Source organism: Vogesella facilis, assembly GCF_042648525.1.
Classification (GTDB): Bacteria; Pseudomonadota; Gammaproteobacteria; order Burkholderiales; family Chromobacteriaceae; genus Vogesella; species Vogesella facilis.
Map to the genome: position 1 here is coordinate 217,620 of NZ_JBHRXN010000030.1, position 14,261 is coordinate 231,880.

Genomic DNA, 14,261 nt, shown 5'->3' on the forward strand with positions numbered 1-14,261 from the left:
TGCTGGCGATCGCACCGCAGTATAGAGCCAGAACTCTAAACAAGACCGCGCCACGCCGTGCGGCCAACACGAGGAGATGGGCATGCAAGTGGAGTTGCTGCTGCTGGCGCTGGCGCCGGTGTTTCTGGCCTGCGTGGCCGGGGAGATGCTGTACTGGCGCCGCCGCGGCCGCGCCGAGGTCTACAGCTGGCCGGACACGCTGTGCAATGCCGGCCTGGCGCTGCTGCACCAGGGCGCCGACAAGCTGGCCTGGCTGCTGGTGATCCCGCTGTACCAGTATGCCTACCAGCACTACCGGCTGTGGCAACCGCCCGGCGGCTGGGGCGGCACGCTGCTGCTGTTCCTGGCGCAGGACTTCCTCTACTACTGGTTCCACCGTGCCAGCCACCGCGTGCGCTGGCTGTGGGCGGCGCACAGCGTGCACCACAGCTCCACGCGCCTGAACCTGTCCACCGCCTTCCGCCAGAGCCTGCTGTACCCGCTGGCCGGCATGTGGGCGTTCTGGTTGCCGCTGGCCTGGCTGGGCTTCACCCCGCAGCAGGTGGTGGCGGTGGTGCTGCTCAACCTCGCCTTCCAGTTCTTTGTGCACACCCAGGCCGTGCCGCGGCTGGGCTGGCTGGAATACCTGTTCAACACCCCGTCCATCCACCGCAGCCACCACGCGCTGAACCCGCGCTACATCGACCACAACTACGCCGGGGTGCTGGTGCTCTGGGACCGGCTGTTCGGCAGCTACGTGGTGGAAAGCGCCGACGAGCCATGCCGCTACGGCACGGTGAAGCCGGTAAACAGCGTCAACCCGCTGTGGGTGAACGTGGTGGAGTGGCGCGACATGCTGCGCGAAACGTTGGCCGCACGCGGCTGGCGCGCCCGGCTGACGCTGCTGTTCGGTGCACCGGAGGCGGCCGAGCGCGTTGCCACGCAGCAGGCTGCCGACAAGCTTACCGCGGCCGCGAAAAACCCAGGTTGCCAAGCGAGCTAAGCCGCGGCGAGACCAGGCGCGCACGCACAATTCCGCCACCGTATAGCGTTGCGATGTCAGGCGGGATTGTTCGTACGCAACGCAGTCGCGCAACGCCAGCCGGCGTTTTTCGAACGACCCTTACATCAGCCAGCGCCACAGCCCGTACACCACGAAGCCGCCGATGATGGCCAGCAGCGTGCGGCGGGTGAAGAACGCCAGCGCGCCGGCGGCCAGCGTACCCGGCAGGTAGGCGTTGCCCAGCGTCAATGCGATGTCGCCCTGCGGCGCCAGCGCCATCGGCACGATCAGCGCGGTGAGCACCGCAGCCGGCACGTAGCGCAGGCTGCGCTCCAGCCAGTGCGGAAACGCCAGCCGGTGGCCGAACACCAGGAAGCTCAGGCGGATGCCGTAGGTCACCACCACCATGCCGGCAATGGCCAGCAGCAATTGCTGTGTCGTCATGTTCATGCTTGTTCCTCCTGCGGCGCGCCGGCGGCCAACCTTTCCGCCAGCAGGCCGCCGGCTACACCGGCCAGCGCCGCCAGCATCAGCCCCAGCTTGTATGGCAGGTGGCGCGCCAGCAGCGCCACCGTGCCGGCCAGCAGGGCGGCGATCAACACCGGGCGCTTTTTCAATTGCGGCGCCACGATGGCGGCGAAGGTGGCCACCATGGCGAAATCCAGCCCCAGCTCGGCGAGGCCGGGCACGCTCTTGCCCAGCAGCACGCCGGCGGTGGTCCACAGCAGCCAGTTCAGATACATCGCCAGCGACGAGCCCAGCCAGTACCAGGCGCCGGCCATGTCGTCGCCGTGCGCGCGCAGGCGGTGCTCCACCACGGCGAAGGTTTCGTCGGTGAGCCAGAACGCCAGCGGCCAGCGCCAGCGCGCCGGCAGATGGCGCGCGTGCGGCAGCAAGGTAGCGCTGTACAGCGCATGGCGCAGGTTGACCACGAAGGTGGTCAGCCACAGCACCGGCAGCGCCACGCCGCCGCCGATCAGCCCGACGGCGACGAATTGCGACGAGCCGGCGAACACCAGCGCCGACAGCGCCAGCGTGGCCCACACCGGAATGCCGCTGGCAATGGCCAGGGTGCCGAAGATCACGCCGAACGGCGCGGCGCCCACCAGCATGGGAATGGTGTCGCGGCTGCCGGCCAGCAGCGCGGTAATACGGTCGGTCATGGAAAATCTCCTAAACGTTGGCCGCAGCCTACCCGGCGGCAGCCAAGCTTGTCTTGCACCAGCTTGCGCCTCAGCCGCGGCAAGCATCCGGCGCCGCCTGCCAGGCGGCCAGCAGCGCGGCGAAGTCGTCCGGGTTGCCCGGCAAGCCCGGCACATCCACCGGCAACGGCAGCCAGGGCTGGGCACTGTCGGTCCAGATGTGCGCCGCCGGTCGCAGCCAGGAGGTGTCGTCCAGCGAGCCGGGCTTGATGCTGAGGAACTGCGGCGTGGCGCGGTTGTGGTGGAACAGCCGGCTGCCGCACTGCGGGCAGAAGTGGCAGTCGGTCACCTTGCCGCCGGGGGTATGCCGCGCCCACTGCGCGCTGCGGCCCTGCAGCAGCGTCAGCTGGTAATCGCGCAGCCACAGCGCCATGCCGAAGGCGCTGGCGCTGTGCCGCTGGCAATCGCGGCAATGGCAGGCGAACAACGCCGCCACGCGCCCGCTCACCCGGTAACGCAGCTGGCCACACTGGCAACCGCCATCCAATACCTGCATCCGCGCGCTCCGGCTGGCAAAAGCGCAATTCTGGCATAGCCGCCGCCGGCGCCGAACAAACACACTGTTCCGCCGCCAGCAGCGCGCCAGCCATCGGTGCGCACCAGCCTCGCCTGCGACATTTTGTCACTACTCCGCACCGGCGAGGCGTGATAGCGTGGTGGCCAAATGACCGACTCACCTGCTGTCCAAGGATTGTCCATGCGTACCCTGCTTGCCATCGCCGTTGCCGGCCTGATCGCCCTGCCCGCCGCCGCCCACGAATACACTCTGGGCGCGCTGAAAATCGGCCACCCGTACAGCCGCGCCATGCCGCCGGCCGCGCCGAGCAGCGCCGCCTTCCTGTCGATCAGCAATGGCGGCAAGACCGCCGACAAACTGCTGGGCGCCAGCAGCCCACTGGCGGACGCGGTCGAGCTGCACAGCCACCAGAACGACAACGGCGTGATGCGCATGCGCGCATTGGCCGCCGGCGTCGGCGTGGCGCCGGGCGAAACCCTGCAGCTGGCGCCGGGCAGCCTGCACCTGATGCTGCTGGGGGTGAAACAGCAGCCACATGCCGGCGACAAGTTCCCGCTGACGCTGAAGTTCGAGAAAGCCGGCGATATCCGCGTCGAGGTCCGGGTGGAGGACGGCGGCGCCATGCCGATGCCACACTGACCCCGGCAGCACACCGCCAGGCCACCCGCGGTAGCCTTTTTTCTGGCGCGAGCACCTGGCCGCGGCGGCAGAATTTCCGCTTCCCGCGACAACCGACGGCCCGGCAGCGCCAAATACCATGCCACGATGTCGGGTTCGTTACAAAGCACGCCGGGGCAGCGCGCGGTGCTGCTATGCTTATGGCCTTATCGAACCTGCCGCGATGCCGACGCCTCTGCATGCTGAACAAACGCTTTCGCCCACTGCTGTTGCTGTTGCTGCTGTTGCTGCTTGGCCTGGCCGGCATCTGGCAGATTGCGCGCAGTGCCGCCCGCGAGCTGGACAGTGCCACCCACAACCTGGTGCAGCAGGGTCTGGAGCAGGAGCTGCTGCGCCAGCGCCGCCAGCTGGCCACCAACCTGGCCGACTACGCGCTGTGGAACGACATGGCCATCCATGTCAACGCGCTGCAGCCGGACCTGGCCTGGCTGAACGACAACCTCACGCCGTCCATCTACCACAACCTGGGCGTGCAGCTGGCCCTGCTGATCGACAAGGAGCGCGGCGTGCTGCTGGGGCGCCAGCATGGCGTGCTGGCCGGCGATCCCGGCCGGCTGCTGCCGCTGTCGCCGGCGCAATGGCAACTGCTGCTGCGCAATGCCGACCGCTACGCCGCTGCCAACCAGTACGGCCAACCTTTCAGCCAGCTGCTGCAATACAACGCGCTCAACCCGCAAAGCGGCCAGCCGGAAACGCGGCTGCTGATGCTGTCGCTGCAGCGCATCTCGCCGGAAGACCCGCAGCAGCTGCCGGGGCCGGTGCCGCGCTACCTGCTGTTTGCCCGCCACCTGGACAGCAACCTGCTGCAACAGATCGCCACCTCCTACGGCCTGCCCAGCCTGACGCTCAATTTCGGCGCCAGCAACCCGGCGGTGGAAGAGGTGCTGCCGCTGAAAAACAACAGCGGCCAGAACCTGGCCTACCTGAGCTGGCCGACCCAGAGCCCGGGGCAGGCGCTGCTGCAGCGCGTGCTGCCGCAAAGCCTGATCCTGCTCAGCACCGTGCTGCTGCTGGGGCTGCTGGTGCTGCGCACCGCCCGCCGCCTGCAGCAGCGCCAGCAGCAGCAGGCGGAACGGCAGCGGCAGCAGGGCCAGGTGCTGCAGCAGCTGGTAAGCCTGCGGCACGACGACCAGCAGGAGCTGGACGACTACCTGGCCGAGATGCTACCGCTGCTGGCGCAGACACTGGCCATCTCGCGCGTCAGCGTGTGGCAGTTCAGCAATGACCGCAAGGAACTGCAGTGCCTGGCCGGCATCAACACCCTGACCGGCGAGCGCCTCGGCGGCGAGGTGCTGGACGAAAGCCAGCATGGCGACTATCTGCAGGCGCTGCAGGCCGACCGCTACCTGGCCAGCAGCCAGACCCAGGACGACCCGCGCCTGCTGTCGCTGCGACACTACCTGTACAGCCGCGGCGTCACCGCGCTGCTCGACGCCAGCATCATGGTGGGCGGCATGCACCAGGGCGTGCTGTGCGCCGAATCGCAGACGCCGCGTCGCGAATGGCAGCCGGACGAGATCGACTTCATGTGCGCTGCGGCCAACGTTATCGCGCTGGTGATGGAATCGCGCGCGCGGCTGCACGCCGAGGGCGAGCTGTACCGCCAGTTCTACTACGACCGCTTCACCGGCCTGCCCAACCGCACCCGCCTGCAGATGCAGCTGGACGAGCTGGTGCAGCAGCGCCAGCACAGCGGCCAGCGCGAGGCGCAGCCGGTGGGCTGCATGATGCTGGCGGTGGAAGGGCTGGCCAACATCAACGAGCTGTTCGGCCGCGACAATGGCGACCTGGTGATCCGCGAACTGGGGCGCCGGCTGGAAGGCAGCATCGGCAACGGCGAAATGGTGGCGCGCAGCGCCGACAACCGCTTTGCGCTGCAGCTGCTGGGACAGGACGAAGAGCAGCTGTCGCGGCGGGTGGACGACATCACCACCCTGCTGGCCAAGCCGCTGGAAGTGCAGGGCCAGCCGCTGTTTCTGCGCCTCAGCGTCGGGCTGGCGATCTACCCGCACGATTGCGACGAGGCGGAGGCGATCCTAGAAAACGCCGAGGCGGCGCTGCTGCTGTCGCGCGAAAGCCCGGGCAGCTGGGTGCGCTTCCACCCGGACATCAACAGCAACTGGCGCCGTCGCAACCGGCTGCAGGCCGACCTGCGCCAGGCGGTGGCCCGCGGCGAACTGCTGCTGAACTACCAGCCCTATGTGTCGCTGAAGAGCGGCAAGGTGGCCGGCGCCGAGGCGCTGGTGCGCTGGCTACACCCGGAACTGGGGCTGATCTCGCCGGTGGACTTCATCCCGCTGGCGGAAGAAAGCGGCGTGATCCATGCGCTGGGCGAATGGGTGCTGCAGGAAGGCATCCGCCATGCCGCGCAGTGGCGCCAGCAATACCTGAGCAGCTTCGTCATCTCCATCAACGTGTCGCTGCTGCAGCTGGAGGACGCGCGCTTCGCCGAAGTGGTGGCCGCCATCCTCGCCACCCACCACCTGCCGGGCGAAGCGCTGGAACTGGAAGTGACCGAAGGCCTGGCGCTGCGCAACACCCCGGCCATCGACAGCAACCTGCAATTGCTGCGCGCGCTGGGCATCGCCATCGCCATTGACGACTTCGGCACCGGCTACGCCTCGTTCAGCTACCTGCGCCGCTTCCCGGTGGAAAAGCTCAAGATCGACAAGCAGTTCCTCGACCACGTGCCGGAAAACGACAGCAGCAGCAACCTGGTGCGCATGATCGTGGCCATGGGCCACACCCTGGGCGCCTCGGTCACCGGCGAGGGCATCGAAAACATCCAGCAGGCGCGCTTCCTGGCGCAGCACGGCTGCGACTACGCGCAGGGCTATCTGATCAGCAAACCGCTGCCGGCCAATGCACTGGAACAGTTCCTGGCCGCGGCAAGACCGTTGCAGCTGCAGCCCTGAGCGCGGCATTTCCCCATAGTTGCTTGTAAAAAATGCAACGAATTGTTGCAACGATGTCACATCGTGCAGCGCAACATTGTCCGACACTTGGCGCTTGTGCTTCCCCGCTGCGCCAACATGATGCACACTGCCCCTCACGTTGCACCGCCGCCTCCAGCACTGCGCCAGGTTTACCAAAGACCGGGTGATGGAGGAGAGACAAGCTCAGCATGGGCCACAACAGACACAATACAGACATCAAGCGGAACAAGGCGACGGTGCAACGTCCCTCCGCGGGGTTCTCCCCCAAGCAGCCTTACCCCCGTTAGCACATCACGGTTTTCACTGCCGCCCCGGCCCAGTACCATCAGGTTTTTCCTGCGGCCAAGCTGTCATGACTGATCTCGCCCCCACTGCCCTGCCCCGTATCGCCATTCGCTATTGCACCGGCTGCCGCTGGCTGCTGCGCGCCGCCTGGATGGCGCAGGAGCTGCTTACCACCTTCGAAAAAGACCTCGACGAAGTGGCGCTGCAACCCGGCAGCGGCGGCGTGTTCCAGATCAGCATCGACGGCGAACTGGTCTGGGACCGCGCCCGCGACGGCGGCTTTCCCGACATCAAGGAGCTGAAGCAGCGCGTGCGCGACCGCGTGGCGCCGGACAAGGCGCTGGGCCACAGCGACAAGCCCGCCGGCTAACGCCCACGTTGGCCGCAACATGTCCGCGCAACGCAAGATCATCCACATCGACTGCGACTGCTTCTTCGCCGCGGTGGAGATGCGCGACAATCCGGCCTGGCGCGACATCCCGCTGGCGGTGGGCGGCCAGCCCGGCCAGCGCGGGGTGATTTCCACCTGCAACTACCTGGCGCGCCGCTTCGGCGTGAAAAGCGCCATGCCGTCGTCGCTGGCGCTGCGGCTATGCCCGCAGCTGTTGATCGTGCCGTCCGACTTTGCCCGCTACCGCGCCGCCAGCCAGGCGGTGCATACCGTCTTCCAGCGCTACACCAGCCTGATCGAACCGCTGTCGCTGGACGAAGCCTACCTGGACGTCAGCGGCCAGCCGCACTGCCAGGGCAGCGCCAGCCTGATGGCGGCCGAGATCCGCGCCGCCATCCGCAACGAGGTCGGCATCACCGCCTCCGCCGGCATCGCCCCCAACAAGTTCCTGGCCAAGATCGCCAGCGACTGGCACAAGCCGGACGGCCAGTTCCTGGTGCGGCCGCAGGACGTGGCCGATTTCGTGCGCGTGCTGCCGGTGGAAAAAATCTGGGGCGTGGGCGAAGTCACCGCCGGCAAGCTCAAGCTGCAGGGTTTCCACACCTGTGGCGATCTGCAGCGGCTGGAGCTGCTGGAGATGCTGCGCCGCTTCGGCAAGTTCGGCAAAAACCTGTACGAGCTGGCGCGCGGCATCGACCACCGCGCGGTGCATAACGACCACGAGCGCAAATCGGTGAGCGTGGAAGAAACCTACAACCGTGACCTGCCGAATCTCGCCGCCTGCCGCGCCGAGCTGCCGGAGCTGATCACGCGGCTGCGGGACAGGCTGCGCCGCGCCGGCGACCCGCCGTTCCGCGGCGTGAACATCAAGATCAAGTTCGCCGACTTCAGCCAGACCACGGTGGAAACCGTGGCGCAGCTACTGGACGAGAACGTGATCGACAGCCTGCTGGCCACCGGCTTTGCCCGCGGCAACCGCCCGGTGCGGCTGCTGGGGGTGGGGGTGCGGCTGCAGGAAGCACAGCGCGTGCCGCAGCAGCTGCAGCTGTTCGATATCTCCGCACATGACAACGCCGCCGGCTAAGCGGCGGCGTTCGGCGGTGTAACGCAGGATCAGGGGATTTGTGCGTGCCGCTCAGCGGCTGGCCAGCTGCGCGCGCTGCTGCCAGGCCGCCACGATGCGGCGGATCACCGGCAGCGCCTCGCGGCCAACCTTTTCGCCTTCGCGTATCGCGCGGCGACGCTGGTCGAAGTCGGCGGCACCCAGGCTCAGCACCCGCGGCCGCAGGATCACGTCCGCCTGCTTCAATTCCAGCGCCAGCGCCGCCTGGTTCATGATCGCCAGGCTCTGGTCGAGGTTGCCGAACAGCCCGCTCTTGCGCTGCACCGGCTTGGCGGAGATGTCCACCGCGATCACGATGTCGGCCCCCAGTTCGCGCGCGGCCAGCACCGGCACCGGGCTCACCAGGCCGCCGTCCACGTAGCGGCGGCCCTTGATGCTCACCGGCTGGAACACATTGGGAATCGCCGCCGAGGCGCGCACCGCCTGCCCGGTGTTGCCGCTCTTGAACACCGCGCGCTCGCCGCTATCGAAATTGGTGGCCACCGCGGCGAACTTGCGCGGCAAGGCTTCGATGGCCTTGCGGCCAACCTGCTGGTTGACAAAGGCCTGCAGCTTGTCGCCTTTCAGGAAACCGTTGCCGGACAGGGTGAAATCCTTCAGTTCGTCCTCGTCCAGCGTCAGCGCGCGGCGGTACAGCTTCTCGCCGCTGATGCCGGAGGCGTAGATGGCGCCCACCACGCTGCCGGCACTGGTGCCGGCGATGATCTCCGGGCGGATGCCGGCCTGCTCCAGCACGCGGATCACGCCGACGTGGGCGAAGCCCTTGGCGGCGCCGCCGCCGAGCGCCAGCGCGATGCGTGGCGCGCGCGGCAGACGCGGTGCGGCCGGTTTCACCGCTAGCGGGTTGGCCGCAAGCGGCTTGCCGGGCGCCGCCGGCAGCGCGGAAGGCGCTTCGGCGGCCGCTGCGCTGGCCGGCAGGGCCGGCGTAGCGGCCACGGTTGCCGGCGACTGCGGGCTGGCGCAAGCAGCCAACAGCAAGACGCCCAACAGCGCGAGCAGGCGCTTAGCCATGCTGTTGCTGCCAGCGGGCAATCGCCGCCTTCAGCTGCGGCAGCGCGGCCCGCGCCGCTTTCTCGCCTTCCAGGATGGCGTTGCCGCGCTCGTCGAAATCGGCGGCGCCAATGTTCAGCACATTGGGGCGGATCACCACGTCGGCCTGCTTCAGTTCCTGCGCCAGCGCCGCCATGTTCATGATGCTCAGGCTGCGGTCCAGCAGGCTGAAGAAGCCTGCCGCCGCCTTGCCCACCGGCTTGGCGGAGATGTCCACCGCCACCACGATGTCGGCGCCCATCTCGCGCGCCGCGCTCACCGGCACCGGGCTGACCAGCCCGCCGTCCACGTAGCGCTTGCCGGCGATGGTCACCGGCTGGAACACGTTGGGAATCGCCGCCGAGGCGCGCACCGCGGTGCCGGTGTCGCCACTGCGGAACACGATGCGCGTGCCGCTATCCAGATTGGTGGCCACCACGCCGAACTTGCGCGGCATCTGCTCGATCTTCTTGCCATCCACCTGCTGGTTCACCAATGCGGCCAACTTCTCGCCCTTCAGAAAGCCGCTGGTGGACAGCGTGAAGTCGCGCAGCTCGCTCTCGTCGATGCGCATGGCGCGGTAGCGCAGCGCGTCGCCATCCACGCCGGAGGCATAGATGGCGCCGACCACGCTGCCGGCGCTGGTGCCGGTGACGATGTCGGCCTTGATGCCGTTCTGCTCCAGCACGCGAATCACGCCGACGTGGGCGAAACCCTTGGCGGCGCCGCCGCCGAGGGCGAAGGCGATCTTGGGTTTGGCCGGGATTTTCGCCACCGGCGCGGTGGGGGTGCTACAGGCGGCCAGCCCGGCAAGCAGGGTGATGGCCAACAGACGGCGGATCAGGGTCATACGGGTATCAGCAACTCATGGCTTGGGCGGGTTACGGGTAAATTCGATCACCTGCCGCCCGTCGGGCAGGATGGTCGGTTTTTTCTTCGGCACGCCCTTCCAGGCGTGGCCATACAGCACTTCATAGGTGGCCGGCAGCTGGCCGTCGCGGCGGTAGCCGTCGTAGGCCTCGCACACCCGCTGCCAGGCATGCTTGCCCAGCAGGCCGCGGCCGCGGCCGGCGGTGACGTTGTGCGCGCCGATGGATTTGAGATCCTGCATCACCTCGCGCGCGCTGGCGTAGGTCATCACGATCTTCTCCATGTCCATCACCGGCTCGGACAGGCCGCTGGCCAGCATGGCATCGCCCAGGTCGTGCATGTCGATGAACTGGTTGACGTGGTTGGCGCCGTCGGCGTGGCTGAACGCCGCGCGCAGTTCGAACAGCGTGTCCGGCCCCAGGGTGGCGAACAGCACCATGCCGCCCGGCTTGAGCACGCGCTGGAATTCGGCGAATACCGCGTCCGGCAGGTTCAGCCACTGGATGGTGAGGCTGGACCAGATCATGTCCACGCTGTTGTCGGCCAGCGGCAGGCGCTCCACGTCGGCGCACAGCTGCCACGGCTGCTGCGGCTTGAACAGCCGCGACAGCATGCCCTGGCCGGCGCGCTGCTTTTCGCGCGAGGCGCACAACATGGCGTGCGCCAGGTCCAGCTCCAGCACGCGGGCGTCCGGGTAGCGGCGGCGCAGCGCGGCGCTGCCGTAGCCGGTGCCGCTGCCGGCATCGAGGATCACCTCCGGCTGCAGCTTGATGTAGTCCAGCCGTTCGGCCATGCGGTCCGACACTTCGCGCTGCAGCACGGCGGCGGCATCGTAGCTGCCCGCCGCGCGCTCGAACGAGGCGCGCACGCGGGTCTTGTCGGTGTAAAACGCTTCAGTCATGCGTGTTGTTCCAGGTGGTGGCGCAGGTGCTGCAGAAACTCGCTCTCGTGCGAGAGGAAGGGCGCATGCGAAGCCTGGGCAAATTCGTACAGGGTGGCGTCCGGCAGCGCTGCGGCCAGCCAGCGACCCGCCCCGATCGGGGTGATGGCATCGCGGGCACCGTAGAACAGCCCTACAGGACAGCTAATCAGCGGCGCAAGTTCCCGCGCGTCGGCAGCCAGCAGGCAGTCCAGCGCCGGCAGCAGGCCCTGCGGCCGGCCGTGGGCGAATAGCTGCTCCTTCAGCGCCGCCAGCGTCTGCCGTGCCGCCGGCGCGCCCAAGAGCTGCAGCGCGAGGAAGCGCTCCAGCGTCTGCTCGAAGGCGCTGTCCAGGCTGGCGCCGACACCTTCGATGGCGGCGCGCTGCTGCGCATGCGGCCAACTGTCGTCGCGCACGAAGCGCGGGCTGGTGGCGATCAGCGCCAGGCTCTTCACCTGCGCCGGATGGCGGGCGGCCCAGTGCTGGGCGATCAGCCCGCCCAGCGACCAGCCCACCACCTGCACCGGTAGCGGGAAGTGCGCGGCCAGCTGCGCGGCGATGGTGTCCGGGTTGAAGCTGGCGCTGGCGGCGCTGCCGCCGTGGCCGGGCAGATCCACCAGATGCACGCAGAAATCGGCGGCAAGGTTGGCCGCAATGCGGTCAAACACGCCGCCGTGCAGGCCCCAGCCGTGCAGCAGCACCACGTCGGCGCCGCGGCCGTGACTCTCGATAAAAAGGCTCATGAAACAACAAGGTGAGGCAAAAGCGCATTTTCGCAATACTGCCGGCGGAAAGATACCCGCCGGCGGGCCGGCAGTGAAAAACGCCGCCCGGTCATGACAACGGGGCGACGTGTTACAGCGAATGCTGACACTGGTCTGCGCCGCTCAGGCGCTAAGCGCGGCGACTGCCGGCACGCTGCCGTTGAGGCGCGCCCAATCCAGTGCGGCGGCCGGTACCGGACGGGCGAAGTAGTAGCCCTGCAGCCGGGTACAGCCCAGCTCGCGCAGCGCCTGTACCTGCGCCGGGGTTTCCACCCCTTCGGCCACCACTTCCAGCCCCAGCGCCGCCGCCAGCGCCAGGATGGCGCGCACGATGGCGGCGGATTCGTCCTGGCAGTGCACTTCGCGCACGAAGGCCTGGTCGATCTTCAGCACGTCGAACTGGAAGCGGTGCAGGTAGGACAGCGCCGAGTAGCCGGTGCCGAAATCGTCCAGCGCCAGGCACACGCCCTGCGTCTTCAGCTCCTGCATCACGCGGATGGCCAGGTCGGGCACGTCGATCAGCGCGCTCTCGGTCACCTCCAGGTGCAGGGTGCCGGCCGGCAGGCCGTACTGGCGCACCAGCGGCAACAGCCAGTCCAGCAGCGTGCGGTCGTGGAAATGGGTGGACGACAGGTTGATGTGCAGGCACACCTCGTTGCTGAGCTGGCCGTCGGCATACCATGCGGCCAACTGCGCACAGGCGCGCTCGATCATGTAGCGGTCCAGCTTGAGGATCAGGCCGCTTTCTTCCGCCATCGGCATGAACACGCTGGGCGGGATCATGCCGCGCTGCGGATGGTGCCAGCGCACCAGCGTTTCGAAGCCGGCCAGGCGCCCGGTCTGGCTGTCGACGATGGCCTGGTAGTACGGCACCAGTTCGTAGTCGTTGGTCAGCGCATGGCGCAGCTCGGCCTCCAGCGCCAGCTGGTCGGCCTGGTCGCGGCGCAGCTCCTGGTTGAACAGGGTGTAGCCGTGGCGGCCGCGCTGCTTGCTGCGGTACATGGCGTGGTCGGCGTCGCGCAGCATGTCCTCGGCGCGGCTGTAGTGGCTCTTGTCGGCCAGCACCACCCCCAGGCTGACAGTGGTGAACAGCTCGCGGCCGGACAGCACGATGGGGCGCTCGAACGACGCCACCAGCTGGCGGGCGATGTCCTCGCACTCGTCCATGGTGTCGACGCAGGACAGCAGCACGGCGAATTCATCGCCGCCGAGGCGGGCGAGGAAGTCGGCGAAGCGCAGCGTGCCCTGGATGCGCTGCGCCGCTTCGATCAGCAGCAGGTCGCCGGCCAGGTGGCCCAGCGAGTCGTTCACCAGCTTGAAGCGGTCCAGGTCGATGAACAGCACGGCAAAGCGCTGCTCCGGGTCGAGCTGGAAGGCGTCCCAGCTGCGCTTGAGCACGCGGCCGAAGTAGTTGCGGTTGGGCAGCTTGGTCAGCGGATCGTGCAGGCTGTCGTGCTGCAGCTGGGCGTTCACCGCGTCCAGCTGGGTGGTGCGCTCGCGCACGCGCTGCTCCAGGTCGGCATAGGCGCGCTGCAGGTCGTCCAGCGCCTGCACCCGCGCCAGCGCGCTGCCGATGTGGTTGGCAACGAATTCCAGGATCTCCTGCTCGCGCCAGCTGTAGCGGGTGTCCGGGCTGTAGCTCTGCACCGACAGCACGCCGCGCAGCAGCGTGCCGCTGTACAGCGGTACCCCAAGCCAGCTGCAGGGCGGCGCTTCCAGTGCGTCGTCGTCCTGCGCGCAGCGCGTCTCGGCCAGCAGCAGCGGCCGGCCGCTGTGCAGCACCTGCTCCACCGGCCCGCGCCCCGGCGCGCGCGGCGCCAGCTCCGCCTGGTACAGGTCGGCGCAGTAGGGAAAGCTCAGCTCGTCGCGTTCCTGGTCGTACAGCGCCACCTGGCAGTTGCCGGCGTCGATCAGCTCGGCCAGCAGGCGGTGCAGGCCGGCGAAGAATGCTTCCATCGACAGGCTGGTATTGGACAGTTCGGCGATGCGGAACAGCATGGTCTGCAGCTGCTCGGTGCGCTGGCGCTCGGCCACCTCGGCGCGCAACCGCGCGTTGATGGTTTCCAGCTCGCTGGTGCGGCGCCACACCTGCTGTTCCAGGTCGGCGCGGTACAGCAGCCGGTCCAGCGCCGCGGAAATATGGTGGCCGACATATAAGAAGGCGGCCTCGGCCTGGTGGTCCGGTCGCGCCTGGCCGTGGTAGCCCTGCACCACCATGGCGCCCATCACCTTGCCGCTGCCGTTGCTGAGCGGCATGCCCATCCACCAGTCGCAAGCGGCGCCGTGCTGCGGGATGCCTTCACGCCGGCACAGGGTGATCAGGTCGTCGCCGCCGAGCGTCAGGCACTGGTTCTCGCGGATCAGCCAGGCGGTCAGCGAGGCATCCGGGCCGCGCGCCGGAAAGGTCTGTTCCGGCTGTGGTTTTAATGCATCACTCTGGTCAACGAAGTAGGGAAAACGCAACACTCCGGCGTTGTCGTCGTGCAGCGCGATGTAGAAATTGTCGGCCGGCATCAGGAAGCGCACCGCCTGGTGCAGCTGCGGCAGCACGGTATCCAGGTCGTC

The 14,261-nt window shown here is 68.1% G+C and carries 13 protein-coding genes; 5 read left to right on the forward strand and 8 right to left on the reverse strand.

All coding sequences use genetic code 11. From position 1 onward, the window contains the following. Positions 1-82 precede the first annotated feature (82 nt). Positions 83-982: a sterol desaturase family protein gene (locus ACFOLG_RS10820; RefSeq protein ID WP_386091605.1), complete on the forward strand. Its 900-nt coding sequence runs from the start codon at positions 83-85 to the stop codon at positions 980-982. A gap of 120 nt (positions 983-1,102) precedes the next feature. On the opposite strand, the gene ACFOLG_RS10825 is transcribed toward ACFOLG_RS10820, so the two are convergent. From ACFOLG_RS10825 to ACFOLG_RS10835, 3 genes are all read right to left on the reverse strand, one after another. After that, positions 1,103-1,432, reverse strand: coding sequence for an AzlD domain-containing protein (locus ACFOLG_RS10825; RefSeq protein ID WP_386091607.1), 330 nt, complete (start codon positions 1,430-1,432; stop codon positions 1,103-1,105). Then, on the reverse strand, positions 1,429-2,145 hold the full coding sequence (locus ACFOLG_RS10830) for an AzlC family ABC transporter permease (protein ID WP_386091609.1): 717 nt from the start codon (positions 2,143-2,145) through the stop codon (positions 1,429-1,431). The genes ACFOLG_RS10825 and ACFOLG_RS10830 overlap by 4 nt, the downstream gene beginning before the upstream one ends. A gap of 70 nt (positions 2,146-2,215) precedes the next feature. Further along, entirely contained in the window at positions 2,216-2,680 is a 465-nt protein-coding gene (locus ACFOLG_RS10835; protein WP_386091611.1) for a GFA family protein, read from the reverse strand. 201 nt (positions 2,681-2,881) lie between these two features. Here ACFOLG_RS10835 and ACFOLG_RS10840 point away from each other — a divergent pair, with 201 nt between their 5' ends. From ACFOLG_RS10840 to dinB, 4 genes are all read left to right on the forward strand, one after another. After that, complete coding sequence (locus ACFOLG_RS10840) at positions 2,882-3,340, forward strand: copper chaperone PCu(A)C (RefSeq protein ID WP_386091613.1); 459 nt, start codon at positions 2,882-2,884, stop codon at positions 3,338-3,340. Between the two features lie 218 nt (positions 3,341-3,558). Continuing rightward, positions 3,559-6,294 carry a bifunctional diguanylate cyclase/phosphodiesterase gene (locus tag ACFOLG_RS10845; RefSeq protein ID WP_386091615.1) on the forward strand — a complete coding sequence of 912 codons (2,736 nt, stop codon included), beginning with the start codon at positions 3,559-3,561 and terminating at the stop codon, positions 6,292-6,294. Between the two features lie 373 nt (positions 6,295-6,667). Next, positions 6,668-6,970 (forward strand): SelT/SelW/SelH family protein, encoded by a 303-nt coding sequence (locus ACFOLG_RS10850; RefSeq protein ID WP_386091617.1) that lies wholly within the window; start codon positions 6,668-6,670, stop codon positions 6,968-6,970. Between the two features lie 19 nt (positions 6,971-6,989). Next, the gene (gene dinB, locus ACFOLG_RS10855) at positions 6,990-8,075 is read left to right on the forward strand and encodes a DNA polymerase IV (protein WP_386091618.1); all 1,086 of its coding nucleotides are present in this window, start codon (positions 6,990-6,992) and stop codon (positions 8,073-8,075) included. A gap of 51 nt (positions 8,076-8,126) precedes the next feature. On the opposite strand, the gene ACFOLG_RS10860 is transcribed toward dinB, so the two are convergent. From ACFOLG_RS10860 to ACFOLG_RS10880, 5 genes are all read right to left on the reverse strand, one after another. Further along, positions 8,127-9,125, reverse strand: a complete 999-nt coding sequence (locus tag ACFOLG_RS10860) for a patatin-like phospholipase family protein (RefSeq protein ID WP_386091620.1) — start codon at positions 9,123-9,125, stop codon at positions 8,127-8,129. Further along, complete coding sequence (locus ACFOLG_RS10865) at positions 9,118-9,993, reverse strand: patatin-like phospholipase family protein (RefSeq protein ID WP_386091622.1); 876 nt, start codon at positions 9,991-9,993, stop codon at positions 9,118-9,120. Before ACFOLG_RS10865 ends, ACFOLG_RS10860 begins: the two co-directional genes overlap by 8 nt. A gap of 15 nt (positions 9,994-10,008) precedes the next feature. Beyond that, positions 10,009-10,914 (reverse strand): malonyl-ACP O-methyltransferase BioC, encoded by a 906-nt coding sequence (gene bioC, locus ACFOLG_RS10870; protein WP_386091623.1) that lies wholly within the window; start codon positions 10,912-10,914, stop codon positions 10,009-10,011. Then, positions 10,911-11,675 carry a pimeloyl-ACP methyl ester esterase BioH gene (bioH, locus tag ACFOLG_RS10875; protein ID WP_386091625.1) on the reverse strand — a complete coding sequence of 255 codons (765 nt, stop codon included), beginning with the start codon at positions 11,673-11,675 and terminating at the stop codon, positions 10,911-10,913. The genes bioC and bioH overlap by 4 nt, the downstream gene beginning before the upstream one ends. A gap of 144 nt (positions 11,676-11,819) precedes the next feature. Then, positions 11,820-14,261: putative bifunctional diguanylate cyclase/phosphodiesterase (locus ACFOLG_RS10880; protein ID WP_386091627.1), on the reverse strand; the 2,442-nt coding region annotated here is incomplete at its 5' end.

Coding starts and splice junctions, on each gene's coding strand:
- dinB (WP_386091618.1), top strand. CDS start 6,990: ATGTCCGCGCAACGCAAGATCATCCACATCGACTGCGACTGCTTCTTC.
- ACFOLG_RS10830 (WP_386091609.1), bottom strand. CDS start 2,145: ATGACCGACCGTATTACCGCGCTGCTGGCCGGCAGCCGCGACACCATT.
- ACFOLG_RS10840 (WP_386091613.1), top strand. CDS start 2,882: ATGCGTACCCTGCTTGCCATCGCCGTTGCCGGCCTGATCGCCCTGCCC.
- ACFOLG_RS10865 (WP_386091622.1), bottom strand. CDS start 9,993: ATGACCCTGATCCGCCGTCTGTTGGCCATCACCCTGCTTGCCGGGCTG.
- ACFOLG_RS10820 (WP_386091605.1), top strand. CDS start 83: ATGCAAGTGGAGTTGCTGCTGCTGGCGCTGGCGCCGGTGTTTCTGGCC.
- ACFOLG_RS10825 (WP_386091607.1), bottom strand. CDS start 1,432: ATGAACATGACGACACAGCAATTGCTGCTGGCCATTGCCGGCATGGTG.
- ACFOLG_RS10835 (WP_386091611.1), bottom strand. CDS start 2,680: ATGCAGGTATTGGATGGCGGTTGCCAGTGTGGCCAGCTGCGTTACCGG.
- ACFOLG_RS10850 (WP_386091617.1), top strand. CDS start 6,668: ATGACTGATCTCGCCCCCACTGCCCTGCCCCGTATCGCCATTCGCTAT.
- bioC (WP_386091623.1), bottom strand. CDS start 10,914: ATGACTGAAGCGTTTTACACCGACAAGACCCGCGTGCGCGCCTCGTTC.
- bioH (WP_386091625.1), bottom strand. CDS start 11,675: ATGAGCCTTTTTATCGAGAGTCACGGCCGCGGCGCCGACGTGGTGCTG.
- ACFOLG_RS10845 (WP_386091615.1), top strand. CDS start 3,559: ATGCTGAACAAACGCTTTCGCCCACTGCTGTTGCTGTTGCTGCTGTTG.
- ACFOLG_RS10860 (WP_386091620.1), bottom strand. CDS start 9,125: ATGGCTAAGCGCCTGCTCGCGCTGTTGGGCGTCTTGCTGTTGGCTGCT.